Source organism: Dysgonomonas sp. (assembly GCF_035323175.1).
GTDB lineage: Bacteria > Bacteroidota > Bacteroidia > Bacteroidales > Dysgonomonadaceae > Dysgonomonas.
The window spans coordinates 25,757-52,075 of sequence record NZ_DAOKYH010000010.1; the positions used below are offsets into that span (position 1 = coordinate 25,757).

Genomic DNA, 26,319 nt, shown 5'->3' on the forward strand with positions numbered 1-26,319 from the left:
GTTTCTTTGTGTTTTAGAATAAATTAAATAACAGCTATTTCTGTAAAATAATGAATCGCAAAAAGATATTGGTCACCGGTGGTGCGGGATTTATTGGTTCACATCTTTGTGAAAGACTTTTGAAAGATGGGAATGAAGTTTTATGCTTAGATAATTATTTTACAGGCTCAAAAGATAATATCATACACCTTTTAGATAATCCATATTTTGAATTAATCAGACATGATATAGTTCATCCTTTTCATGCAGATGTGGATGAGATATACAATTTGGCTTGTCCTGCTTCTCCTGTACATTATCAGTACAATGCGATAAAAACAATAAAAACGTCTGTAGTAGGCGCCATCAATATGCTTGGTTTGGCAAAACGGCTTAAAGCGAAAGTGCTGCAAGCTTCTACAAGTGAGGTGTATGGCGACCCCAATGTACACCCTCAGCCCGAATCTTATTGGGGGAATGTAAATCCGATAGGTATACGTTCTTGCTATGATGAAGGAAAGCGTTGTGCCGAGACCTTATTTATGGACTATCACCGTCAGAATGGAGTGAGAATAAAGATTGTACGCATATTTAATACTTACGGACCTCATATGAACCCCAATGATGGGAGGGTTGTATCTAATTTTATTGTGCAAGCACTCAAGGGAGAAGATATTACGATATATGGTGATGGCACTCAGACCAGAAGCTTTCAGTATGTAGATGACCTTGTTGAAGCGATGACCCGAATGATGGAGACCGACGACTCTTTTATTGGTCCTGTAAATACAGGAAATCCGGGAGAGTTTACAATGCTTGAACTTGCAACCCTCATTCTCGAACTTACAGGTTCAAAGTCGAAACTGATATTTATGCCTTTACCTAGTGATGATCCTAAACAGAGAAGACCCGATATAACTTTAGCAAAAGAAAAGCTAAACTGGGAACCTAAGGTGCAACTGAGGGATGGGTTGATTAAAACGATTGACTATTTTGACAAAATCTTAACATAATGTGTTATAATAATGAATGCAATTTACAAAACAACAAAATTATTAGCTGTAATGCTTCTGCTAGCAACAGCCGGAAATGCACAAGATAATGTAGCGATTGTAGGAGTAAGAGCCGGAATAAACCTTTCCGGACAAGATGGAGTGCCAAGAGGTGAGCTGGACAGTTATGCCAAAGTTGGCTTCAATATAGGCGTGACGGTAGATTTCAGATTATCAGATAAAATGTATTTGATAACGGGTATGGAATACACAGTAAAAGGTTCTAAAGGCAAAAAATATGTAGAGGCGACATCAGATGCTCCGGGTCACTATTTTATTAATAACGATAAGCCTGCTTATTTACAAATACCGCTTCATGTAGGTTACCTCTGGCCTATAAACAGGGATTTTCGTCTGATGTTTCATGCAGGACCTTTTATGGCATATGGCTTAGGCGGCAAAACGCATTGGACATATGTCTATGACGATAAAGAATTTAGAAAAAAAGAAGACTTCTTCGGTATTGGTGTCGGAAAATTTGACTGGGGATTAGGTGGCGGTGTTAATGCCGAATACGACAGATATGTTTTGGCTATAGGATACGATCGCGGATTGAGAAATTTTGCACCCGGATATAATGATGGAAAAGCCAGAACAAGAAATATGTATATTTCAGTAGGATACTTATTTTAAACGCAAACAGGATTATGAAACTCAATAATCATTCTTGCCTATAACGAGCCGAGGAAAATTCATTTGGATTTTTAGGAGTGCACTAGAAGGCAGATGTTACAAGCGGGATAAAGAAGATTCGGTAAATTGGATGAAGCTTTTCCAGGATAATCGTTTCTTTTCTTCTTTAATTTTTTCCCTATAAATAGAGATCTTCTTTTCATCCGAAAAGAATTCCAATACAGCTTCGGCAATGTCTGTATTGGTTGCAGTCGGTGCTACTACCCCAATTTGAGCATCTTTTACACTATTTCCTAGTTCTCCCACATTTGTCGCTATTATAGGGAGTTCCATCTGTATGGCAATCGCAGTAACCCCACTTTGTGTAGCAGACCGATAAGGTAATACTAAAACATCTGCTGCCGAGAAAAAAGTGGCGACCATATTATCCGGAATATATTGCTCGAATACTTTTATATTATCCTTTAATCGAGACTTCTCGATAAGTTTTTTATACTTTTCAAAATCGCCATAGCTTTCTCCTGATATGATAAGTTGGAAGCTATCGTCAAGATAGTCCATTGCTTCTATAAGTAAGTCGAGGCCTTTATATTCTCGGATGAGACCAAAAAATAAAAGATTCTTTTTGTCACTTCTTATTCCCAGTTTATCGCAAGCTCGCTCTTTTTCTATCGTTTCGCCATAATTATCATATATCGGATGCGGATGTAAAAATATATTTGCCCCTTTGCAAAGCGATAATACATCTTTCCTTACTGTTTCACTTAATACGATGAAAGCATCACATCTATTGAAAAATAGTTTTGTAAGAGGCTTATCTATAACTCGTTTTTCGTGAGGAATCGCATTATGTACAAGTGCCACTATTTTTATCTGCTTGTTTAGCATCAGGCAAACAGAGCTGTAGGCAGGCACCATAAATGACATCCAATAGGAGATGATCAGTATGTCAGGCTTATATTTATTTATTTCCTTTGCTGTTTTTATATAGCTGAAAGGGTTTATGCTATTCAGCGTACGACAGCTTTCTATATCCGAATATTCATTGTCCGGAACATACTGGCTTTTTCCCGGGAATAGAAAATTAGGGTATAATGTTGTAAATGAAAATGCCTTCACCTCATTGTTTCCCGATAGCCCTCTGTAGAGCAATTCGCTAAATTGGGCAATTCCGCCTCTGTAGGGAAAAAATGGTGATAGGATAGCTATTTTCATGATTCTTTTTTATTCAGTTCTTTATGGATACGGGATACGACCATATCTTCCGAGATTCTTTCTAAGCAAGCGTAATCTTCTCGTTGGCAGGGTAGGTCTCCATATACCGAGCAGGGTCTACATTCAATATCTATTTGAATAGCATTGTCTAAGTCCTGATTGAAACCATAAAACCCTAACGACGGGTGTGTTGCACCCCAGATTGATATTACGGGAACCTGAACAAGAGAAGCCAGATGCATATTTGCAGAATCCATTGAGAGCATTACATCTAGATATGATATGAGCATAAGCTCTCTTTCCAGATTTAATTTTCCCATTGTATTTACTGTATTTGGATACATTTTAGCCCATTTAGACAGAACTCTATCTTCCTCTTTCCCTGCACCGAACAGAAATATAGTAATATTCCCTTCTTTGGATAGTTTATCAATCACTTTTTCCATTTTTTCCAGAGGGTATATTTTGCCCTTATGCTTAGAAAAAGGAGCAATTCCAACCCATTTCCCGGTTTTTTCGGTAGCTATAGCCCTTAAGCTAGAAAAGTCTTTGGGTATAAACTGTAATACATTCGTAAAAATCATGGGAGCAGGAAATCCCAAATCGTCAAATACTTTTTGATATCGTTCGATAGTACTTTTTAAAGGGGGCTGTAAGTTCTTATTAGCAATCATTTCTCTTTTTTCTTTACGCCCTTTGTCTATATAAGCCACTTTACGTCCTGTCATTTTCATAAAAAAACGGATGGCTTTAGATCTCAGGACATCATGTTCGTCGGCGACATGAGAAAAACCAAGAGTTGCAACCCTCCTGATTATTCTGAACATTCCTACTATGCCCTTGTGTCTGCCGGTAACGTCTACCGGAATAACATTAATGTTGAAGCCTAAGTTTTCGAATAGAGGGGCAAAAGCTTTACGCGTCATTACCGAAAAACGGTCTTGAGGGTACTTTGCTGCAACAGAAAAAATGACAGGTACAAGAATTGCAACATCCCCAAACGAGGAAGTGCGGATTACTAATACTTTAGCCATAATTGCAAAATTAGTGTTAGGTTATTTTGATTCTTTTCCATATAAAACAGGATTAAGAGCAGGGTCGTTATACATTTTCATTTGCTTGTATACCTTCATATACTTGTTTCCTGCTTCTATGTCCTCTAATAATTCTTCAATAGCTGTGGATAAATCTTCACGCTGGGCTAACAGTATATCTAATTTTTTAGAAACCTGTTCGTGATGACTTGCATCCGAATCTTTTCTGTCTACCTCTTGCTGCATGTGATATATTTTGAGAGCAAGTATCGATAAACGGTCGATAGCCCATGCCGGGCTTTCTGTATTGATACGGGCATTTGGTTGTATCTTTATGTCTTTATATTTATCAAGGAAATAGCTGTCGATTAATTCAACCAAGTCAGTTCTGTCCTGATTCGACGTATCTATTCTTCTCTTTATTTTTAGAGCTTCTGTTGGGTTTATTTCAGGGTCGCGAATAATGTCTTCCAGATGCCATTGAACTGTATCAATCCAATTTTTGAGGTACAGAAAATACTCGATAGTTTTTTCTTCAAACGGGTTGTTTATTGGAGTATCAACATGATCTGCCTTATGGTAATCATTTATTACTTGCACAAAAATGGAATTACTTAATTCGGTAAAAGTCATGATCTAGATTTTTAGTATTACTTATTTATTAATTTATTTTTTACTCGCCCACGTTTCCCTATCCAAATTTCGGTAATTTATTGCTTCTGCCAAATGTTTTGAATGAATTTTTTCAGAATTATCTAGATCCGCAATGGTTCGAGACACTTTTAGTATGCGATCGTATGCTCTTGCTGATAAATTGAATCGATCCATTGCTGTTTTTAATAATTGCAATCCCTCGTTATCGGGTGAAGCATATTTAGCGAGCATTTTGGGTGTCATCTGAGCATTGCAGTAGATGCCTTCTTCATTCTCGAAGCGTTTACTTTGTTGTTCTCTAGCAACAATTACCCGCTCTCGAATAAGGTTGCTTGCTTCAGCAGGTGTTTTATCCGATATCTTTTCAAATGGAACTGGTACTATTTCTATATGAATATCTACCCGGTCGAGTAATGGCCCCGATATCTTATTCAGATATTTTTGTACTGCTCCATTGGGGCAAACACATTCTTTTTCGGGATGATTGTAGTACCCGCATGGGCACGGATTCATCGAAGAAATCAGCATAAAGCTTGCAGGATACTCCACTGTAAACTTTGAGCGTGATATGGTTATTCTCCTATCTTCGAGCGGCTGTCTCATTACTTCGAGCACACTCCGGCTGAACTCGGGCAATTCGTCAAGAAATAATACTCCGTTGTGAGCCAAACTTATTTCTCCCGGCTGAGGATATGCCCCGCCTCCAACCAGTGCTACATCAGAAATTGTATGATGTGGACTGCGGAACGGACGTTGAGCCATCAGTGCTGTTTCTGTGCCTATTTTTCCGGCTACGCTGTGTATCTTTGTTGTTTCAAGGGCTTCATACAGGGTGAATGGAGGTAGGATGGAAGGCATTCGTTTAGCCATCATCGATTTCCCTGCACCGGGAGGGCCGATCATAATGAGGTTGTGACCTCCTGCTGCGGCAACTTCCAGTGCTCGCTTTACGTTTTCTTGTCCTTTTACGTCCGAGAAGTCGAAATCGAATAATTGTTGGGCATTATAGAACTCGGTACGAGTATCTACGATTGTTTTTTCCAGATCGTAATCTCCATTAAAGAAGTTTACTACCTCTTTGATGTTGTCTACACCATATACCTCGAGGTTATTTACAACTGCTGCCTCCCGTGCATTCTTATTCGGCAATATAATCCCTTTAAATCCCATTGTTCGAGCCATTATGGCTATCGGTAAAACACCTTTAATGGGGAGTATGCTACCATCGAGAGAAAGTTCTCCCATTATTATGTATTCTTCAAGTTTGTCCGGCTTCACACTGTCTGATGCCGCTAATATGCCGATAGCTAAAGGCAGATCGTAAGCTGTGCCTTCCTTGCGTATGTCGGCAGGAGACATGTTTATGACAACTTGTTGTCTTGGGAATTTGTATCCGTTTACTTGCAATGCCGAAATAATACGTTCATGGCTCTCCTTCACTGATGCATCAGGTAGCCCAACCAGCATGAACTTAATTCCCTTCGAGCAGTTAACTTCTATGGTGATAAGTGTAGCCTCTATTCCTTGAACAGCAGCTCCAAAAATTTTGACCAACATCTATTGTATTGTATATAGTAGTAAAGTTGTACTTTTATTAGTACTACACAAATATAAGGAAAAAAAAGGAATCCTTAAGTGTTAACGACTATTTGCCGGAATCAACCAGCTCATTCATCTTTTTTATTAAAGCGGTAACGGGGAAATCTCTGTCGGTTATATTACCCGAAGGCGATATAAGTACATTGTATGGTATTTCGCGTATATAATAAGTATCGAATTCCTTTGCAGACCATCCGCCTTTTACGGGTATGATAGTCCATTTTACAGAATCTGTGAAACTCTTTGATATAGGTTCGTCTTCTATATCTTTGATTATTGATATGAATTCGATATTCTTTTTCTGCTTCTTCAATTCGTTATAAACCTTTACGGCATCCTTTTTTTCTAACTTGCACACTTCACAAGTTGTAGAGGCAAATGTTAATAGCACATATTTCCCTTTAAAGTCGGACAGCTGTACATTTTTTCCATTTGCATCTTTCAGGTTGAAAACGGGAGCTATTACTCCTACCGATGATCTTTTTACTTTATCTCTAAATTGCTTTAGGTCGGCTGTCAGTTGGAAGTCAACTGCTTTTCCTTTTAGTAAAGCGAGGTTTTCATCGAGGCGGGGAATAGATGATTCGTCTTTGAAAAACGTGTTAATTAACATCACGCTTGCTATCTTTTCCGGATTTGTTTTTATATAGTTAGCCGCAATGTTAGATAATTCGAAGTTTATATTCTTTAATTCTACTACGTAGTCTTTAACTTTGAGGGTATCATTGTTGTCTGAGTTTTTTCTGTCGGCAGCAATCAAGATATCCGCCCGATTCTTTAGCAACTCTTTGTTTTGATTCTTAAATGTTGTGAGGTCATCATTCACATCACCGCCCTTCACGTTTATCAAGTCGGGGTATAATGCATCTCCTTTGAGCTCTACATCCCATCCTTTGTTTACAAGTATGTAGGTGCTTTTTGTATTCTGATTGAAATAAAGGGACATTTCTGTAAGGGTGTCAACTGCTCCTTTGAACGAAAATTCTCCTTTTGCATTTATCGGAATTGTATCTATAACAACGGAGTCGCCGACTTCATGAGACATTAGGAAATAATTCCCTGTAAGATTCTCCAGTTTTCCGGATATCTCATATTTCGATGTCGCTTTTTTGTCACAGGATATCATTACTGTAGCGCAAAGTGTAACGATTCCTATGTAGCGTAATGCATTATAGATAGACATTCTTCCTGATTTTGTTAAGTTATATATCTTCCCCTTGATATTTTGAACGTGTAAAGATACTATTTATTATTTAAACGTTTAAAAAAATAAAATTGTTCTAAAAAAAACTAATTTAAGCAAGGCTGATGAACTTGTTTCTTTCTGTTAAAATAGATTAGGACTGAAAAAGAGCCGTTTATATTCAGAATATTTGATCTTTAACCCTTGATCTTTTTCTTGTTATTGTCTTTTCTTTCCCTTATCTGGTATACTATTATATGCTCTTTGTAAGAAACGAAAACATTTAAAATCATTATCTTTGCTCGTAAAAAAAACAAATTGATATTGTATGAAATCATTCGGTTCTCTTTTTTTCCTTCTTATAAGCATATTGTTTCCTATGAAATCTTATAGTCAAGAAATTCCTTTATCTCTCGAAGACCTTATTCCGGGAGGTAAAACGTACAGCAAGTATCGTGCCGAAATGCCTCGCCGGGTAAGTTGGGCTGGTGATAAACTTACCTACGTTAAGGGGGATTCTATTATGATAGCACCTAATACGGAAAAGGAAGCAGCTCAGGTCTTACTTACAGTTAAGGATATTAATGCCAATAGTGGTTTGGGCGAAGGAGAGAGCGTTAAGAGTTTAACTTACGTTCAGTTTGTTTCTGCAACGTCAAATAATTTGATGATCGTTTCTCCCGAAAAGATCTATTTGTACGATTTTGTAAATAAGAAGTTGGCAGGAACTTTTTCTTCTACAGAAAAAATGGAGAATCACGACCTGTCAGATAAAAGTAACAATTTGGCATACACGATAGAGAATAATCTTTTTGTACAAACTCCTGACGGGAAAAAGTATGATGTCACAACCGATACTGACAAGGGTATTGTAAACGGACAATCTGTCCATAGAAATGAGTTCGGAATAAATAAAGGCACTTTTTGGTCTCCTAAAGGGAACCTTCTGGCTTTTTACCGTATGGACGAAACAATGGTGACAGATTATCCTTTGGTCGATGTTTCGACTCGTATTGCTCAACTGAAAAATATAAAATATCCGATGGCAGGAATGAAAAGCCATCATGTCACAGTTGGCGTTTTTAACCCTGCAACTCAGGAAACAGTATTCCTTAAAACAGGTACACCGAAAGAAAAATATCTGACAAATATATCTTGGAGTCCCGATGAAAAGAGTGTTTATATCGCAGAAGTAAACAGAGGTCAGGATACATGTGTGCTAAGAAGCTACGACGCTTTGACCGGAAAACTGCAGACGACATTATTTACAGAGACTCATCCGAAATATGTAGAACCAGAAAATCCTGTTCTGTTTTTGAAAAATGATCCGAATAAATTTATTTGGCAAAGTGAACGTGATGGGCACAATCATTTATATCTGTACGATACTAGCGGTAAGTTGCTAAAACAAATCACTATGGGAAATTGGGATGTCACTTCTGTACTCGGATTTGACGAAAAAGGAGAGGCTCTATTTTTCGTATCAACGGAAGAAAGCCCGATAGAAAGGCATATTTATAAGCTCAATCTGAAAACAGGGAAGAGAGAAAAACTGTCGAAAGAAGAAGGTGTGCACAATGCCATGCTGAGTGCTTCGGGAAAATACGTATGTGATATTTATACTTCACAAAACAATCCGGGTAAAGCTGGCGTTACGGAGATTAAAACAAATAAAACCTATATCTTTCATACAGCTAAGAATCCTTACAAGAATGTGGAGTTGCCTGAAATTACGTTAGGTTCGTTGAAGGCCAATGATAATAGTACTGATTTGTATTATCGCATTGTTAAGCCTCTGAACTTTGATCCGAACAAAAAATACCCTGTAATAGTTTATGTCTATGGAGGTCCGCATTCGCAATTGGTAGATAACTCATGGCTGGGTCAGGCGAGGGGTTGGGATGTGTATATGGCCGGAAAGGGATATATTGTTTTTACAATCGATAACAGAGGTACAAGCTATAGAGGGATAGATTTTGAGAATATCACACATCGCAGACTTGGTGTTATAGAGACTCAGGATCAGATGACAGGTGTTGAATACTTGAAATCTTTGCCTTATGTAGATACTGACAGGATAGGCGTTCATGGATGGAGTTTCGGTGGTTTTATGACTCTCAATCTGATGCTTCGTCATCCCGAGACTTTCAAGGTAGGTGTAGCCGGAGGCCCTGTTACCGACTGGAAATATTACGAAGTGATGTACGGCGAACGATATATGGATAGTCCACAGGAAAATCCTGAAGGATATAAAGAAACAAGTATGGTAGCACGTGCGGGAGATCTGAAAGGACGCTTGATGCTTATACATGGAGACGAAGACCCGACAGTAGTGATGCAGCAAAGTCTGCAATTCCTAAATTCTGCAATAAAGAAAGGAACACATCCCGACTTCTTCATCTATCCGGGGCATGGTCACAATATGATAGGGCGTGATAGAGTGCATCTGCATGAGCATATAACTCGCTATTTTGATGATTTCTTGAAATAACTGATAAGTAAATGACAATAACCAGAACTGATTCGTCCAATAAAGATTTTATCGAGCTTATACCATGTCTCGATGCGGAACTAGACGTAATGGATAGGGAGGCTCATACGATATGCAGTCAGTATAACGGTGTGGAAGCTATAAAGAATGTCGTTCTTGCTTATTCGGAAGGAATAGTTGTCGGGTGCGGAGCAATTAAAAAGTACTCGGAAGATACGATGGAAGTAAAACGAATGTTTGTAAGACCGGAATATCGCGGCAAAAGGATTGCTTCAAATGTATTGAAGGAATTGGAAGTTTGGGCTTTAGAGTTGGGGTATTCAGTCTGCATTCTCGAAACCAGTTGTAAACTCTCCGATGCGATAAGGCTTTATGAGAAAAGCGGCTATGTGCAAATACCTAATTATGATCAATATGAAAATGTTGATACTAGTCGATGTTTTTGCAAAAAGCTGAAATAAATACCTCGAATAGAAATTGACTCGAACAGATACATTTCTTTCTAATAATTATCTATTAATAGAAATGTGGATATGAGGGGAGTCTCTTGAAAGGTTATTTGTAATTTTGATAAAAAAAGGTAACAAATGAAATCAACGAAAAAGGTGTTACTTTTGTCACTTTTTAGTATTTAATAAATTTAGAATAAGGTACATGTACAAAATAAGCAAACAGTTCTCTTTTTCGGCCTCACATATTCTTGAGGGACTCCCTCAGGAGCATCCTTGTTCCCGATTACACGGGCATAACTATGTTATTACCGTGCATTTGAAATCAAAGGAATTGAATCAAGTAGGCTTTATAAAAGATTATAGAGAACTAGACAGTGTAAAGAAATATATTGACGAGAAACTCGACCATAGGCACTTAAATGATGTTTTGTCCTTTAATCCTACGGCAGAAAATATTGCCCGATATATGTATGATACATTTGTGGCGGATATTCCTGAGTTGTACGCTGTAGAAGTTTCTGAAACACCAAAAACAACCGCAATATATGAAGCTGATAGTAAATGAGATATTCTACTCCTTGCAGGGAGAAGGTGGGCGTAGCGGAGAGGCTTCTATATTTATAAGGCTTACAAAGTGTAATCTTGCTTGCAGCTTTTGTGATACCGACTTTGCCGACGGCGATGTGATGACTATAGATGAAATACTGGAAGAAATAAAACAGTATCCTTGTAAGTGGATTATATGGACAGGCGGAGAACCGACGATCCAACTTAAGGATGAATATCTTGCTGTTTTCAGGAAGCACGGCTATAAACAAGCAATAGAGACAAATGGTACGCGCCTTGTGCCATCCTTGATAGATTATATTACATGTAGTCCCAAGCAAGATTACGAAACGATAAAAAGCAGGATTCCTGTAGTAAACGAAATAAGAATTCCTGTTAAAGTAGGTGATACAATTCCAGATGCTTCCATCTTTCCAAAGGCGGACAATTATTTTTTAAGTCCGATTTTTGATGGAGACAAAATCAACTTGGAGAATGTAGACTATTGCGTAGAACAAATAAAATTGAACTCACAGTGGAAGCTGAGCTTACAAGTTCATAAGCTTATACATATCGAATAATGGAGAAGTTTGAACTCGATATACTAGGCTGTGGCTCGGCTACTCCAACTACTCTGCATAATCCTTCATCCCAAGTGTTGAATATAAGGGATAAGCTCTTTATGATAGACTGCGGGGAGGGTACGCAGTTGCAGTTTAGGAGGAGCAAACTGCGTTTTGGGAGGCTTAATAGTATTTTTATATCCCATCTGCATGGCGACCATTGCTTTGGTCTTATCGGGCTGATCTCTACATTAGGGCTGCTTGGGCGTACGGGTGATATTACGATATATTCCGTTGCGGGACTGGAAGAAATATTGCGACCCGAAATTGACTTTTTCTGTAAGGATAATCCTTTCCAGGTGAAGATAGAAACTTTCGACCCTAAAAAGAGTGAGCTAATATATGATGATCGTTCTGTTTCGGTGACTACAATTCCTTTGAAGCATCGTGTCCCATGTGCCGGATTTCTTTTTCGGGAGAAGCAAAAGGAAGCGCACTTGATTCCCGAGATGATAAAGTTTCATAATATCCCCATTCGGGAATTGGCTAATATAAAGAAGGGTGCTGATTTTATAACAGAAGAGGGTAAGGTTATTCCTAACTCGCATCTGACAATTCCTTCCGAGCCTGCACGTTCTTATGCTTATTGTTCAGATACAGCTTACAATGAAAAGATAGTGCCTATTATAGAGGGGGTTGACTTGCTTTATCATGAGGCTACCTTTGTAGACGAAGATGCTGCAAGAGCGAAGGCTACAGGGCACTCTACTGCTTCTCAGGCTGCACAGATAGCAAAGTTAGCAAATGTAAAAAAAATGATGATTGGTCATTTCTCGGCACGATATCCTGATAATCAGATTTTGCTGGATGAAGCAAGGAAAGTTTTTCCGAATACAATTCTTGCTAACGAAGGGTTACGTGAAAAATTGTAAAAACAAGGTTTTTTTTATTCTATTTTATTCTTTTATAAGCTTTAATATCTATATTTGCGTTTATTAGGAGTATGATTAATGGCAGGAATTAGAAAAATATTATTCATTGCGTTGTTTGCAGGGCTCTCTTTATCAGCCAATTCGGCTAGGGTAGGGTTTCCTTCAGACCCATTTCGTACTGCCGGTGAACAGCAAGATAATACGATGACTTTGGAGGTTGTGATCAATGGTATCTCTAAAGTTACAATGGAAAATATTCCAACGACCGGCTATCTTGAAGTTTATAGTATATTGGGTGTAAAGGTAAGAAGCATAAACCTAAGAACATATCTGGGTGTGTGCAATATTGAACTTCCTAAAGGCATATATATATTGAAAGCCGGAAAGGTTGCCCAAAAGGTAATAGTGAAATAAGTTTTGGCTTATTATATTTATTTAGTGAAGGCAGTAAGATTTCTTACTGTTTTTTTTATTTTAATCAAAAGACAAATAGGGTGTTAGCCTTTTTATATCAGCATCTGTAAACTCTTCGAGTAAAGACAATCTGTCTATAGACTCTATTTTGCCTTTTCGCTCCCGTATATCTATGATGATTTTGGCCCGTTTGTATTTGATATATGGGTGTTTATTCAACTCTTCAAAAGAGGCTGTGTTGACTTGTATCTTTTTAGTATTGTGCGTGATTTTCAGATATGGTATGATTTTGTTGAATAGATCATCGTCCATCCCCCATACTTCCTTCAACTGATTCAGATTGTTGTATCCACCCAGTAGATTGCGGTATTTTACTATCCTGTTGGAAAAAGCACTCCCTATGCCGGGTATCTTCTTTAGATCAGTCGTGTCGGAACTATTTATCTCTATTGTTTCACCGGTTTTTAACTTCTCCTGATGAGCGTATTCAGTGTACTGTGTGCTGTCTTTCTGTATATGATTTTCTTGTGGATAGGATTTTGTTGAATCCGTGTCTTTTAGTTTTTCTATAAATGCTTCAAATTCTCTTTCTGATTCGGGACAGATGGTTTTATCATTCTCTTTCTGAATGGAAACGAGGATGTATATTCCACCCGAGATAACGATAAGGATTAGTAATAATATGATTGCTATCCTATCTCCCTTATGGATATATAGATAATCCTTCCAGCTCATGTATTATTTACCGCTGAGGCTTTCTATCAGGGTGTTTATGTTTGAGGTAAACAGGCTTACTGATATTGCCATTACGATAACTCCAAAGAATTTACGCAAAACATATACACCTCCTAATCCCAGCAGCTTTTCTACTACCTTCAGATACCTGAGTACAAGAAATACGATTATCATGTTAAGAAATAAGGCAATAATTATATTCGATACATCATAATCTGCACGCATGGATAACAGTACTGTAAATGTTCCCGGACCGGCTATTAAAGGGAATACAATCGGAACAAGAGTCTTTGATCCTCCCGGTGCATCATTCTTAAATATTTCGACTCCAAATATCATTTCTATCGAGATGATAAATATGACTAATGCTCCTGCAACGGCAAAAGATGATACTTCTACATTGAACATGTTAAGTACCCATTTGCCCACAAATAAGAAAGCTGTCATTATTATAAAAGAGTAGATTGCAGCTTGCAGCGGGTTTATATCTCTGCCCTCTCCTTTGAAACCAAGAAATATAGGAATTGATCCGGATACATCGATTAGTACGAAAAGCACAACGAATGCGCTCAGTATTTGTGTTATGTCAATATTAAAGTCCATAGTATTTGCTTTTTTAGGATTGCACAAAGGTAAATAATTTTTGATGCATCAAAAAAGTTAAAGAGAAAATAGTATGCAGGCTAAATATGTTTTATAATAAGTGATTAATAAAAAACTTTTGTAAGTTTGTAAAAATATAATATTTGTATGAATAACCACGGATTTGTAAGGGTGGCAGCAGCTTCTCCTGCTTTGAAAGTTGCAGACTGCGATTACAACACTGACGAAATCATAAAACTCATAAATAAGGCTGAAGAAGATAACATTGCGGCAATAGTTTTTCCTGAACTATCCATTACAGCATATACTTGCGGAGACCTCTTTCTGCAAAGTTTGTTGCTTGAAGAAGCCTTGAAATCGCTCAACCGTATCTGTGATGCTACGGGCAATCTGTCTATTGTGGCGTTGGTAGGTCTGCCTATAGCCGTATCTAATCGACTTTATAATATGGCGGTAGTAGTTAGTGGCGGGCGAGTTATGGGTGCTGTTCCTAAAACGTTCTTGCCGAACTATAATGAGTTTTACGAAAAACGATGGTTTTCATCATCCGAAGAATTAAAAGAAAAAACAATTACCTTATTTAACCGTTCTGTTCCTGTGGGAGTTGATCTTATCTTTAAAACGGAATTGTTTAATTTCTCGATTGATGTTTGTGAAGATTTATGGACTCCGATACCGCCATCAAATATTTCTTGTCTCAATGGCGCAGAGGTCATTTTTAATCTTTCGGCGAGTAACGAAACTACAGGTAAACATCTTTATCGAAAATCTCTCGTTAGCCAACAATCGGCACGTTGTATTTCCGGATATGTATATGCTGCCTCGGGTAACGGGGAGTCTACTACCGATATAATTTTTGCCGGGAGTAGTATGATTGCAGAGAATGGTTCGATTTTGGCTGAAGGGGAACGTTTTTCCTTTGATAGTAAAGTTACTGTTGCAGATATAGATATTGATCGGTTACGCGTTGATCGGTTGAAGAATAAATCATTTTCCTTGTCTGAATATACAGCTATAAAAGGTATTGAGTTTAGAGACGTTTTTGTGTCTAAAAACCTTATATCAAAATCTATTTCAGATAAATTAGGTAAGGATAAAAAAGCGGACATAAAAAAACACGGACTCAGGCGATTTGTATCTCCTACACCTTTTGTCCCAACAAATGATGGGACATTGAATGAACGCTGCGACGAAATATTCTCAATACAAGTTAGCGGCCTAGCCAAAAGGATGCTGCATACCTCTATTCAAAAGGCAGTAATTGGTGTTTCGGGTGGTCTTGATTCTACATTGGCATTGCTTGTTTTAGCTAAAACATTTGACAAACTGAATATACCTCGAGAGAATATAATCGGTATCACAATGCCGGGCTTTGGGACTACCGATCGTACTTATACGAATGCAATTAAGTTGATGCAGTCGTTAGGAACAACGATTAAAGAAATATCTATAAAAGATGCCGTAATTCAGCATTTCAAAGATATTGAACATGATGTAAATACCCATGACATAACTTACGAAAACTCTCAGGCTCGCGAGCGAACCCAAATTCTGATGGATTATGCGAATAAAGTAAATGGGCTTGTGATCGGAACGGGAGACCTCTCGGAATTGGCATTAGGATGGTGCACCTATAACGGAGATCATATGTCTATGTACGCAGTGAATACCGGCATTCCGAAGACACTTGTTCGCACCCTAGTAGGATGGATTGCTGATACACATATGGATGAGTGGTCTAAAGCTATACTTCTTGATGTAATGGATACACCTGTTAGTCCCGAACTGCTTCCTATGGATGAAAACGGAGAGATCTTGCAAAAGACAGAAGATGTGGTAGGGCCATATATCTTGCATGACTTCTTCTTATATTACGTGTTGAGATTTGGGTTTCCTCCTTCAAAAATATATTTTCTAGCTAAGCATGCCTTTGTAGAGCAATATACTAATCAGGAGATATTGAAATGGCTTAGAACCTTCTTTTGGCGGTTTTTCTCTCAGCAGTTTAAGCGTTCGTGTCTGCCTGATGGGCCGAAGGTAGGGTCAGTAAACTTGTCCCCACGTGGTGACTGGCGGATGCCAAGTGATGCTTCTGTGGCTTTGTGGATGAAAGAATTGGAAACGTTACAACCATAATATCCCTTATGTTTAAAGATGAGTTTTTATTTTATAAATAAAAATTATATGATTGAAGTATTGAAAAGACTAATATGAACTTTTTATATAATGGAAGATTCATAATTATACAATACATAGATTAGGTAAAGCTGAGAATGTAGATATAAAATTATAGTATATTTAATCCTTAGTACCTAAACACGTCTCGATCTTTCAGAACGAAACTTTATAATCAGAAAAACTATATGACCACAACAAGACTTTTTTCAACGATTTTTCTATTGTTTTATTTTACTTCTTTGTTTGCTCAGGATGAACCCCCTTTCCGATTTGGGATAAGAGGTGGAGGTAATTTATATAGTGGAGTACTAAGTGTAGCCCCGGAAATCAGCAAAAAATTACATGCTGGCTATCAGATTGGATTGACCGCTGAATATGAGTTTAGAGACAACGTTTATCTGCAAACAGAAGTTGGCCTTACAACAAAGGGCGCAGTATATAAAGGTTCCGAAGTTTTGGAAGGGGGAGTAAGGCAGTGGACGCAAAACTTCACACTCAGATATGTACAGGTGCCTTTTTTAATTGCTTATAAACCTGAAATAGAGGAAAGCATTAGTTTATATTTTCATGGCGGACCTTATTTCGCCTACGGCATAGGAGGTAAAACAAGACTAAAGATAACTCATAAGCAAGCCGAAGGTGAAGATGTTGATACTACCCAAGATTCATTTGGAGAAAATGGATTTAAAAAATTAGATATTGGCATAAGGTTTGGTTCAGGACTTGAATTTGAGAAATATACTATAGGATTTGATTTTGAATATGGTCTCACAAATATTAGTCGTAAAGACACTAAATTGAGTTCTCTTCTCAATGATAGAGGATTTAAAAATAAGGGAGTATGTTTATCGTTAGGGTATAAATTCTAAAAAAGAATCGTAAAGAATATAAATTTGAAAGAAGAAAAAACGATAAATTGAAATTATATTAATTCTTACAAAAAGTCTCTTATTCTTTCTTTTGCCATTGTTTTTTTAACATAGTTCTATTACCTTTGGAGAGAGTAATCCGGATTTTGTTTATCGTTGATAAACAAATGGATAAAGATATTCTAATGAAAAGATAAGAATATAAAGAAATAAATATACTTAGGAAAATGAACGGCTTTGGCGTTTATATGTTATAAACATGGAAATTAAAAATTAAATCAAATGAAGAGTACTCTAGTTAATACCAATTTCCATTTTAATGGGCAAACAAATGTCTATCATGGAAAAGTAAGGGATGTATATTCTGTAGGTAATGACCTATTAGTGATGATTGCAACAGACCGTATTTCGGCTTTTGATGTTGTGTTACCAAAAGGTATCCCATACAAAGGACAAGTGCTGAATCAGATTGCTGCGAAATTTCTGGATGCTACAGCCGATATTGTTCCTAACTGGAAATTGGCAACACCTGACCCTATGGTAACAACAGGGTTGCGTTGCGAGCCGTATAAAGTAGAAATGGTAATTCGTGGCTATCTGACTGGTAGTGCTTGGCGTGAATATAAAGCAGGAGCAAGAACTCTTTGTGGAGTGTCACTTCCTGAGGGGATGAAAGAGAATCAAAAATTTCCTACCCCGATCATTACTCCTACAACAAAGGCAGATGAAGGCCATGATGAAAATATATCTAAAGAAGAGATAATTGCACAAGGATTAGTAAGTAGAGAAGAATACGAGCAACTTGAAAAATATACTTACGCACTCTTCCAACGCGGTACAGAAATGGCTGCGCAAAAAAAACTGATTCTTGTAGATACAAAATATGAATTCGGTAAAAAAGATGGAAAGATTTTCTTAATAGATGAAATTCATACACCAGACTCTTCTCGCTATTTTTACGCTGATACTTATCAAGATCTGTTTGAAAAGGGAGAAGAACAACGACAACTATCTAAAGAATTTGTTCGCAAATGGTTAATGGATAACGGATTCCAAGGTAAAGAAGGACAGACTGTTCCGGAGATGACAGAGGAATATTGCAATAGTGTATCGGAACGTTATATCGAACTATACGAGAAGATAGTTGGAGAACCGTTTATAAAAGCCGATGTAAGCAATGTTTCAGAACGTATCGAAGAAAACATTAGCAGATATCTAAAAAAGAGAGGATAGAAACGGATGCCAAATCTCTATATTATAGCTGGCTGTAATGGTGCGGGAAAAACAACCGCATCATACGCCATGTTTCCTGAAATGCTCGATTGTAAAGAATTTATCAACGCCGATGAAATAGCCAAAGGATTGTCTCCATTTCAGCCGGAGAAAGTCGCTATTGAAGCCGGTCGTATCATGCTTATGCGCATGAACGAAATGATGCGTCTTCAGGAAGACTTTGCTATAGAGACAACATTGGCGACCAAGTCCTACGTCAACTTTATCAGACGGGCGCAAGCCGAGGGTTATTTTGTAACACTTATATACTTTTGGCTCGAATCGCCAGAATTGGCAATAAAAAGGGTAGAGCAGCGCGTGCGTTTTGGAGGGCATCATGTTCCTGATGATGTTGTGGTAAGACGTTACTTTGCAGGAATGCGAAACTTATTTTCGCTATTTATTCCTATCTCTGATTATTGGCTTTTGGTTGATAACTCAACCGATCCATTCAGAATTATTGCAGAGGGGAACAGAACTAAAATACAGGAAATTCAAGATGAAGATACTTTCTTCTATCTCAAGAATGCTTGATCTTCAACTGAAGTCTACTTCAATTATATTCCATAAAAGATAATGAGCTATAAAGCCGAAAAAGTAGTGCCTTATTCCTCTACTGAGAATAAGGGAGCACAGGTAGAACGGATGTTCGATTCCATCGCCGAAAACTATGATACCCTAAACCATACAATGTCGATGGGTATAGATATAGGCTGGCGTAAGAAGGGCTTGTCTATGCTTAAAAAGAATAACCCTCAACATATACTGGATATTGCTACCGGTACAGGAGACCTCGCTATACAGGCTTATGATATATTATCTCCTCAGCATATACTGGGAATCGACATATCTGAAGGCATGATGAATGTTGGGCGTCAAAAAGTAGCAAAGGCGGGGTTATCTGATAAAATAAGTTTCGAGAAGCAAGATTGTATGGCTTTGAGTATTGAAGATAATTCGTTTGATGCCGCAATTGTAGCTTTTGGTGTTCGTAACTTCGAAGATTTAGACAAGGGATTAAAAGAAATACTGCGAGTTCTTAAGCCGGGAGGGCAGTTGATGATTCTAGAACTTAGTACTCCCCAACATTTTCCCATGAAGCAAGCATATTGGTTGTATTCTAGATTATTTATACCTACAGTTGGGCGATTGATCTCAAAAGATAAAACAGCCTACTCTTATTTACCAAAATCAATAGAGGCTTTTATTCAAGGAAAAGATATGACAGAGACCCTATTGAAAAATGGTTTCCGAAAAGCAATATACAAGACTTATACGCTTGGTGTTTGCTCTATGTATCTGGCTGAAAAATGATTTCTCTTTTATAAAAAAGCAAGACTCCATTCATCAAATATTTTAACGGAGTTTATCCCGTGCTTTTCTAGGCCTTTTCTTATTTTGTCTATTGACTTTTCTACTCCCAGATTTGTCTTTGAATAAAAACAATCGGCAAAACAAATAATCTTTTCCTCAATGCTCATTGGTTGCATATTGCGGTGCGGTAAAGGCAGGTTCTCTGCTTTTATTTCTTCGAGAGAAATACCCACGCCTGTATGTCTTTCACAAACCAGTGCATGACGATGATATCCTTGGGCATCTAATAACTCACGTCCCAAGTATCCATGACACACATACGGAGCTATTCCATTACACTCGATAGAAGGAGCGTTGGTAAGGAAAATACCTATATCATGAAGCATGGCGGCTTCCTTTATAAACTCAATATCAGCATTTAGTTCTGGGTGTTTCTTTGCGATCTCCAGGGCTTTGTTCATTACCTCTTTGCTGTGTCTGATCAGTATCTTATATAAATCAGAATCTTTCTTATAATATTTTTCTATAATAGCGATCACGTCCATGACATATAAATATTTATTGAGTACGAATTGTGTAAATTTGTAACATGTCTTATATTCAATATTAGAAACAGTCAATATCAAAAAAAGTTTTGTAATTTAGTAACAATAAAAATAGCCTCATGTCAATTGAGGATATATGGAAAATGAGATTAGTAAACAAACCTCGAATAGGATTGTTTACATGCTGAGAATAAACAATAAAACAACATAGTTATGTCAGATAGTGGCAATAATGAATGTCCTCTTTGTGGTAAAGATACACAAGATGGTGAAATATTCTGTCGTGACTGTCAGGAAATTGCACAAAATTCTTACCCCTCAGGTTTGCTGTCGGCAGATGAAGAAGCAGTAATATCCCCTGAGCTTCATGAAGAAGCCAATCAAGGCGAAGTAAATAATTTAGACAATGCTTTAGATAAAGATGAAACTTCACCTTCGACAGAGACGGAAGATAAGAATACATTTTTCCGTAAAAATAAGAAGCTGTTAATATTCTTCTTTGCGGGGCTCATTATTTTCATGATAGTTGGGGTGATAGGTGGCTACTTGCGTCAACAGAATTTGAATACGTTGGCAACTGAAACTGCATATTGGAACAAGTGTATCGAAGAAAATACGCCTTTGGGATATTCTAAATACTTGGTGAAATACCCCGAAGGGAAATACAGTGAAGAGGCCTATCAAAAGATTGTAGAACTACGTGACAATGAACGAAAAGCTTGGGAAAAGCTCAGGAGTTCGAATGATATAGATGCCCTGTTTGCTTTTCTCAAAGATCATCCTGAAACGCCTTATCTAAAAGATATTCGGCATGTGATAGATTCGTTAAGTTGGATTGCAGCTCAAGCTCAAAATTCAGCAGATGTCTATTTGGCTTATCTGGAGAATTCAAAACTTGGACGGATTGATGGAGAGTACATTGCATTGGCTCAGGAACGTTACGACTATCTTAGCCAGCTGAAAACGCTCGAAGGAAAAGATCTGGATGAAGTGAAGAAAACCTTGACAGATTTCTTTAGTGCCATGTCTACTGTTAGCAGTAAGGGAATGCAAAAGTTATCAGTAGATACCTTAAGCCAATTCTATACCTCTAAAAACCTATTGAGCAAGCATATCGCAGATTCATTGACTGTAGGGCGTAAAGCAGATAAAATACGCAGCGTGCTTTACACTCCTGTTACAGACTCCATAGAAGCTATTCTTGACAACAAAGGCGTTTGTTTTATTACATTGCCTGTGAAGAAGGAAGTGACTTATTCAGATAGGAAAAAGAAGAAAGATCTTAGTCAGTCTACTCTCAGCATAGAGCTTAATAATAAGAAATTACAGGCTATCTATAAAAAGTCTAAAGCTGTAAAATAGAGATAGCATTCCATTTCTTCTTAATTATCAATTGAAATACTGCTGATATTCTGTCGGGAGTTCTTTTATCTTTTTGATCTCAATCTCTTTATAGAATACTTCTCCGGCTTCGCTCTGTAATTGTATTTTGCCTTCTACCAATGGCTTTGTTTCTCCATTGTTCAGGTAGCGAAGGTTGGATAATGCCATTACTACATTGCCGTTTACAATATGTAAGCTTTTGCCTTCGTAGCATATAAGCTCGATATCGTTCCAATCTCCTTTAGGTTTCTCTATTGTGCCTTTTGCTGCGCAGTAGTAGCCGTTAGGAGAGTTAACCCCGATTGGGATCAAAGAGGCTGCATTGTCGAATACGACTCTCGATGAATCTTTTCGGGCACGGACATCCATTTGGGTTTGACCTATGCACCAGTAGTCTCCACTACTGCCCTCAGTTCCGGTTTCTATTAATTGAAATTCATGACTTGTCATCCATGTTCTCCAATAGTCGGCACCACACTCTCCGATGGAATGGTATAATATTCCCGAGTCTAAAGACTTATTGAGTCTTGGCTCCCACTTCTGACTTCCCCATTTCATCTTTAGGCGGAGATGATAATTTCTATAACTTTCCTTTGTGAAAACACATCCGTAAACTTCCCCGCTAACCTTTAATATTGGTTCGTCACCGTCCTGTATTACCGTAAATACATTTTTATAATTGTTGTTATATCCTATAGGTTTGATTGTGTCTCCGTTTGCATCTAAAGGAACACTGCCGTTGTAGTTGTCTTTCATCTCATAACTCAGATACATATCCCACTTCGACAAATCTTTATCAAGCAAAGATGTCCATCCGGTCTCTTTTTGTTCTTTAGATCCGCATGAGATAAATAGAGCGACTAACAATAAATAGCTTAATTTTGATAATATGTTTTTCATAAATAAAAATGATAATGTATTGAATGATTGACTGTTCAAATATATGGAATTAATTCGTTTGTTTTTTGAAAGTCCTATATATTCTGCTAAACAGATTCTAACAATAAAGCAAAAGGTGACAAAAGTGACACTTTTTAGACCCTTTATCTATTGTCACTTTCTGGATATACTCTGCTCTTTATCCTTGCTTGTCATATATAGGAACGAAACACTTCTTCTATTATAAGATAATTTATTTACATAAAAGTACGTTGTAATCTTATATTGAACAAAAAGAGTGAGCTTTAGTCTTTTTATTATACTTCCATTTTCAATATTTTCCTAAATTTGCAATACGTAACAAATTGAATGAAAAGAATGAATAATAGAATTACATCTTTATTTGGTATAAAATATCCGATTATATCAGGAGGTATGGTTTGGTGTAGTGGTTGGCGTTTGGCTTCGGCAGTCAGTAATGCCGGAGGACTTGGGCTTATAGGAGCCGGGTCTATGCATCCCGAAACATTGCGCGAGCATATACAAAAATGTAAGGCAGCTACAGATAAACCTTTTGGTGTGAATGTGCCATTAATGTATCCTGAGATAGAAGCGATTATGGATATTATTATATCCGAAGGGGTGAAGATTGTATTTACATCGGCAGGTAATCCTAAGCTTTGGACTAAAAAGCTTCAAGATAATGGAATAAAAGTGGCACATGTTATTTCCAGTTCTAAATTCGCATTAAAATGTGAAGAGGCAGGAGTGGATGTTGTAGTAGCCGAAGGGTTCGAAGCCGGAGGGCATAATGGACGTGAAGAGACTACCACAATGGTGCTGATTCCGCAAGTAAGGAAAAGTATATCGATACCTCTTATTGCAGCCGGAGGGATAGGTACGGGCAGTGCTATGTTAGCTACTTTCGCATTAGGGGCGGAAGGTATCCAGATGGGTACTCGATTTGCTCTTACACAGGAAAGTTCGGCTTCTAAGGAATTTAAGGAATTGTGTATAAATCTTAAAGAAGGGGATACTATTCTCTCATTGAAAAAACTTAGTCCTACCCGACTAATAAAGAACGATTTTTATACTACAGTTCAGGAAGCAGAAGATAGGGGGGCAACAGCAGAAGAAATGCGTGGAATTTTAGGACGTGGACGTGCTAAGAAAGGAATTTTTGAAGGAGACCTTTTGGAAGGCGAACTCGAGATAGGACAAGTCAGCTCACTGATTGAAGACCTTCCTACAGCCGGAGATGTAGTAAATAGTGTAATTGAAGAATATAATGCGAAAGTTGAAAGTATGATTTCGCAATACATGAAATTTTGATAATAAAAAATAGGAATTGATACGGAGGTTTTCATAAAATTGGAAGCCTTCGGTTCGTTCAGTACTTCTTAAACAGGAGAGCTACAGAATATAAACAGATACGAAGATAGCCTGATCTTATTTTTATAATAAGATTAATTATATATAATACCTAAATCTCAACTGATAAAAACATGAGAAAATTCTGTTGTATATATGTACTGATAGTTCTTTGTCTCTTTTCGGCCTGTAAAAAGAAAGAACAGAAGACTCCCTATGATTTTGAGCAGATCAAACAAAAGAAGGAACTAACCATTATTACGCTCAACACCTCTACATCTTACTTTATATACAAAGAAGAGCCTATGGGGTATGATTATGACCTCGCTCAGGATTTCTGCGACCATTATGGGCTGACATTGAAAGTAAAGGTAGCGGAGAATACCAACAAGCTTGTGGAGATGCTGAATAATGGTGAAGGCGACCTCATCGCCTATGCTGTACCTATACAGACAGGGCTTAAAGATTCTATCCTATATTGCGGACTGCAACAAATAACCCATCAGGTATTAATCCAACAGGCAAACAAGGGAGATACTATAATAAAAGATGTAACAGGCTTGATCGGCAAAGAGGTCTATGTGGAAGACAACACAAAATATTATCAACGCTTGCTGAATCTGAATTCCGAACTGGGAGGAGGTATCAACATTCATCCTGTAAATGAGGATACGATTACTAGTGAAGACCTCATCGAAATGGTTTCGCAAGGAAAGATAAAATATACAATCTGTGATGAATATATTGCCAAGTTGAACAAAACATATTATCGCAATATAGATATATCGCTTCAGATCAGTTTCGACCAACGCTCATCATGGGCTGTGCGGAAAGATTCTCCCCAGTTGGCAAAAGCATTAAATGAATGGTTCCAGGAGAATGGGAATACTCCTGTTTATAAAGGAATTACTAAAAAGTATTTCGAGCTGAGTAAGCAGACTTTCGAGGGTGAGTATGAAATCCCGAAGAATTTACCTAAGGGCGCAATTTCCATTTACGACGAACTGTTTAAAAAGCATGCTAAAGGAACAAAGTACGATTGGCGTTTTTTGGCAGCGATATGCTATCATGAGTCTCGTTTTCAAAATAATCTTACTTCATGGGCGGGAGCTGCCGGAATAATGGGATTGATGCCACGCACAGCAGCGTCTCTTGGTCTGAAAAGTCAAGACCGGATGAATCCCGATTTAAGTATAGGTGCTGCCGTAGAGCTACTCGACAGGCTAGACAAGATATTTGGTAAAGTAAGTAGCATAGAGGAGCGGGAAAAGTTCTTGCTTGCAGCTTATAATGGAGGAAATGGGCATATAAATGATGCGCAGGCTCTGGCTCAAAAATATGGCGCTAACCCTTATATATGGGAAGGGAATGTGAAGAAATATTTGGAGTTGAAAGGAAATCCCGAATATTATAATGACCCTGTATGTAAAAGTGGATACTTCAGAGCGGGACAAACGACACGCTATGTAAATGATGTATTGAGAACAATGGAACGCTTCAAAAGGATAAGTCCAAAATAATAAAATCAGAAAAGGGTATTTGCTATAAGCTGTACCCTTTTAGTTTTTCAGTGATTTTTACTGCTTCTACAGCTTCTTTTACATCGTGCACACGTAAGATGTCAGCCCCGTTCTGTAGGGCGAAAGTGTTTAGTATGGATGTGCCATTAAGGCTTTCTTCGGCTGTTGAGTCTATTAAATTGTAGATCATTTTCTTTCTTGAAATACCAACAAGTAAAGGAAGCTCAAAAATAGAGAAGCCTTTCAATGAAGCCATCAACTCATAATTCTGGTCGATGGTTTTACTGAATCCAAAACCCGGATCTATTATAATATCGTTTACGCCTTTGAGGTGTAGCTCGGCTATTTTTTTAGAGAAGTAGTAAAAAATATCTTGAATCAGATTGTCGTAATCTGTCAATTGGCTCATTGTTTGAGGTGTGCCTCGCATGTGCATAAGTATATAAGGGACATTGAGCGAAGCAACGGTGTCGAACATATTTTTGTCCATTTCACCTCCCGATATATCATTTATAATATCAACGCCATGTTCTTCTACACAAAAACGAGCGACGTCGCTATAGAATGTGTCAACCGAGAGAATAGCGTCGGGGAATTCCTTATTTATAATATTCAGTGCCGGTTTTAGGCGTTCTATCTCCTCTTTTGATGACAATAATGTAGACGAAGGGCGTGTAGACTGTGCTCCTATATCCACAATTTTGCCTCCTTGTGTTAATATTTCTGCTACACGGGCAACAATTTCTTGTTCACCCTGCTTGCGGCTCTCTGCAAAAAATGAATCAGGAGTAATATTCAATATCCCCATCACAAAAGGTTGCGACAGTTCTAGCAATTCTCCTTTTATATTAATTGTTTTCATGCAATTCTCCCTTTTACTAAGAAGTAACAAAAGTAAGAGAT

The 26,319-nt window shown here is 37.7% G+C and carries 26 protein-coding genes; 16 read left to right on the forward strand and 10 right to left on the reverse strand.

Annotation, left to right across the window (positions count from 1 at the left end):
• Positions 1-50: 50 nt before the first annotated feature.
• Positions 51-992, forward strand: a complete 942-nt coding sequence (locus PKC55_RS12190) for a UDP-glucuronic acid decarboxylase family protein (protein WP_291127371.1) — start codon at positions 51-53, stop codon at positions 990-992.
• A gap of 12 nt (positions 993-1,004) precedes the next feature.
• Positions 1,005-1,664: a porin family protein gene (locus PKC55_RS12195; RefSeq protein WP_291127368.1), complete on the forward strand. Its 660-nt coding sequence runs from the start codon at positions 1,005-1,007 to the stop codon at positions 1,662-1,664.
• Between the two features lie 96 nt (positions 1,665-1,760).
• Here the strand turns inward: PKC55_RS12195 and PKC55_RS12200 are convergent, their stop codons facing one another.
• The 5 genes from PKC55_RS12200 to PKC55_RS12220 all read right to left on the reverse strand — a co-directional run bounded on the left by PKC55_RS12200 (position 1,761) and on the right by PKC55_RS12220 (position 7,349).
• Positions 1,761-2,879 carry a glycosyltransferase gene (locus PKC55_RS12200; protein WP_291127365.1) on the reverse strand — a complete coding sequence of 373 codons (1,119 nt, stop codon included), beginning with the start codon at positions 2,877-2,879 and terminating at the stop codon, positions 1,761-1,763.
• Entirely contained in the window at positions 2,876-3,913 is a 1,038-nt protein-coding gene (locus tag PKC55_RS12205) for a glycosyltransferase family 9 protein (RefSeq protein ID WP_291127363.1), read from the reverse strand. The genes PKC55_RS12200 and PKC55_RS12205 overlap by 4 nt, the downstream gene beginning before the upstream one ends.
• Before the next feature lie 21 nt (positions 3,914-3,934).
• Positions 3,935-4,546 carry a DUF4254 domain-containing protein gene (locus tag PKC55_RS12210; RefSeq protein WP_291127361.1) on the reverse strand — a complete coding sequence of 204 codons (612 nt, stop codon included), beginning with the start codon at positions 4,544-4,546 and terminating at the stop codon, positions 3,935-3,937.
• A gap of 33 nt (positions 4,547-4,579) precedes the next feature.
• On the reverse strand, positions 4,580-6,124 hold the full coding sequence (locus PKC55_RS12215) for a YifB family Mg chelatase-like AAA ATPase (protein ID WP_291127360.1): 1,545 nt from the start codon (positions 6,122-6,124) through the stop codon (positions 4,580-4,582).
• Positions 6,125-6,212: 88 nt separating this feature from the next.
• Positions 6,213-7,349, reverse strand: coding sequence for a redoxin domain-containing protein (locus PKC55_RS12220; protein WP_324373198.1), 1,137 nt, complete (start codon positions 7,347-7,349; stop codon positions 6,213-6,215).
• A gap of 328 nt (positions 7,350-7,677) precedes the next feature.
• On the opposite strand from PKC55_RS12220, the gene PKC55_RS12225 reads away from it, so the two are divergent.
• The 6 genes from PKC55_RS12225 (at position 7,678) to PKC55_RS12250 (ending at position 12,747) form a co-directional block, all read left to right on the forward strand.
• Positions 7,678-9,840, forward strand: a complete 2,163-nt coding sequence (locus PKC55_RS12225; protein ID WP_414647303.1) for a S9 family peptidase — start codon at positions 7,678-7,680, stop codon at positions 9,838-9,840.
• Between the two features lie 11 nt (positions 9,841-9,851).
• A complete protein-coding gene (locus tag PKC55_RS12230; protein ID WP_324373201.1) occupies positions 9,852-10,301 on the forward strand; it encodes a GNAT family N-acetyltransferase in 450 nt (149 codons plus the stop codon).
• Positions 10,302-10,494: 193 nt separating this feature from the next.
• Entirely contained in the window at positions 10,495-10,857 is a 363-nt protein-coding gene (gene queD, locus PKC55_RS12235; RefSeq protein ID WP_291124336.1) for a 6-carboxytetrahydropterin synthase QueD, read from the forward strand.
• The gene (locus PKC55_RS12240; RefSeq protein ID WP_135105478.1) at positions 10,838-11,419 is read left to right on the forward strand and encodes a 7-carboxy-7-deazaguanine synthase QueE; all 582 of its coding nucleotides are present in this window, start codon (positions 10,838-10,840) and stop codon (positions 11,417-11,419) included. The genes queD and PKC55_RS12240 overlap by 20 nt, the downstream gene beginning before the upstream one ends.
• Positions 11,419-12,333 carry a ribonuclease Z gene (locus PKC55_RS12245; RefSeq protein WP_283685443.1) on the forward strand — a complete coding sequence of 305 codons (915 nt, stop codon included), beginning with the start codon at positions 11,419-11,421 and terminating at the stop codon, positions 12,331-12,333. Before PKC55_RS12240 ends, PKC55_RS12245 begins: the two co-directional genes overlap by 1 nt.
• A gap of 78 nt (positions 12,334-12,411) precedes the next feature.
• The gene (locus PKC55_RS12250) at positions 12,412-12,747 is read left to right on the forward strand and encodes a T9SS type A sorting domain-containing protein (protein WP_135105480.1); all 336 of its coding nucleotides are present in this window, start codon (positions 12,412-12,414) and stop codon (positions 12,745-12,747) included.
• Positions 12,748-12,807: 60 nt separating this feature from the next.
• On the opposite strand, the gene PKC55_RS12255 is transcribed toward PKC55_RS12250, so the two are convergent.
• Positions 12,808-13,482 (reverse strand): ComEA family DNA-binding protein, encoded by a 675-nt coding sequence (locus tag PKC55_RS12255; protein ID WP_291124338.1) that lies wholly within the window; start codon positions 13,480-13,482, stop codon positions 12,808-12,810.
• A gap of 3 nt (positions 13,483-13,485) precedes the next feature.
• A complete protein-coding gene (locus PKC55_RS12260) occupies positions 13,486-14,085 on the reverse strand; it encodes a MarC family protein (protein ID WP_252638010.1) in 600 nt (199 codons plus the stop codon).
• 147 nt (positions 14,086-14,232) lie between these two features.
• Between PKC55_RS12260 and PKC55_RS12265 the strand changes: the two genes are divergently transcribed.
• From PKC55_RS12265 to ubiE, 5 genes are all read left to right on the forward strand, one after another.
• Positions 14,233-16,221 carry an NAD(+) synthase gene (locus PKC55_RS12265; RefSeq protein WP_324373208.1) on the forward strand — a complete coding sequence of 663 codons (1,989 nt, stop codon included), beginning with the start codon at positions 14,233-14,235 and terminating at the stop codon, positions 16,219-16,221.
• A 227-nt stretch (positions 16,222-16,448) separates the two neighbouring features.
• Entirely contained in the window at positions 16,449-17,132 is a 684-nt protein-coding gene (locus tag PKC55_RS12270) for a porin family protein (RefSeq protein WP_291130828.1), read from the forward strand.
• 282 nt (positions 17,133-17,414) lie between these two features.
• The gene (locus PKC55_RS12275) at positions 17,415-18,365 is read left to right on the forward strand and encodes a phosphoribosylaminoimidazolesuccinocarboxamide synthase (protein WP_291130825.1); all 951 of its coding nucleotides are present in this window, start codon (positions 17,415-17,417) and stop codon (positions 18,363-18,365) included.
• A gap of 6 nt (positions 18,366-18,371) precedes the next feature.
• A complete protein-coding gene (locus tag PKC55_RS12280; RefSeq protein ID WP_006841758.1) occupies positions 18,372-18,938 on the forward strand; it encodes an ATPase in 567 nt (188 codons plus the stop codon).
• Positions 18,939-18,980: 42 nt separating this feature from the next.
• Entirely contained in the window at positions 18,981-19,718 is a 738-nt protein-coding gene (gene ubiE / locus PKC55_RS12285; protein ID WP_006841759.1) for a bifunctional demethylmenaquinone methyltransferase/2-methoxy-6-polyprenyl-1,4-benzoquinol methylase UbiE, read from the forward strand.
• 8 nt (positions 19,719-19,726) lie between these two features.
• Here the strand turns inward: ubiE and PKC55_RS12290 are convergent, their stop codons facing one another.
• Positions 19,727-20,263, reverse strand: coding sequence for an HD domain-containing protein (locus tag PKC55_RS12290; RefSeq protein ID WP_291130823.1), 537 nt, complete (start codon positions 20,261-20,263; stop codon positions 19,727-19,729).
• 213 nt (positions 20,264-20,476) lie between these two features.
• Between PKC55_RS12290 and PKC55_RS12295 the strand changes: the two genes are divergently transcribed.
• Positions 20,477-21,625, forward strand: coding sequence for a hypothetical protein (locus PKC55_RS12295; protein WP_291130821.1), 1,149 nt, complete (start codon positions 20,477-20,479; stop codon positions 21,623-21,625).
• 27 nt (positions 21,626-21,652) lie between these two features.
• Here PKC55_RS12295 and PKC55_RS12300 read toward each other — a convergent pair whose 3' ends face one another.
• Complete coding sequence (locus PKC55_RS12300; RefSeq protein ID WP_291130818.1) at positions 21,653-22,546, reverse strand: 3-keto-disaccharide hydrolase; 894 nt, start codon at positions 22,544-22,546, stop codon at positions 21,653-21,655.
• A 357-nt stretch (positions 22,547-22,903) separates the two neighbouring features.
• Here PKC55_RS12300 and PKC55_RS12305 point away from each other — a divergent pair, with 357 nt between their 5' ends.
• Positions 22,904-23,857 carry an NAD(P)H-dependent flavin oxidoreductase gene (locus PKC55_RS12305; RefSeq protein WP_291130815.1) on the forward strand — a complete coding sequence of 318 codons (954 nt, stop codon included), beginning with the start codon at positions 22,904-22,906 and terminating at the stop codon, positions 23,855-23,857.
• A gap of 173 nt (positions 23,858-24,030) precedes the next feature.
• The gene (locus PKC55_RS12310; RefSeq protein ID WP_291130812.1) at positions 24,031-25,416 is read left to right on the forward strand and encodes an MltF family protein; all 1,386 of its coding nucleotides are present in this window, start codon (positions 24,031-24,033) and stop codon (positions 25,414-25,416) included.
• A 22-nt stretch (positions 25,417-25,438) separates the two neighbouring features.
• On the opposite strand, the gene folP is transcribed toward PKC55_RS12310, so the two are convergent.
• A complete protein-coding gene (folP, locus tag PKC55_RS12315) occupies positions 25,439-26,278 on the reverse strand; it encodes a dihydropteroate synthase (RefSeq protein ID WP_291130809.1) in 840 nt (279 codons plus the stop codon).
• Between the last annotated feature and the right edge of the window lie 41 nt (positions 26,279-26,319).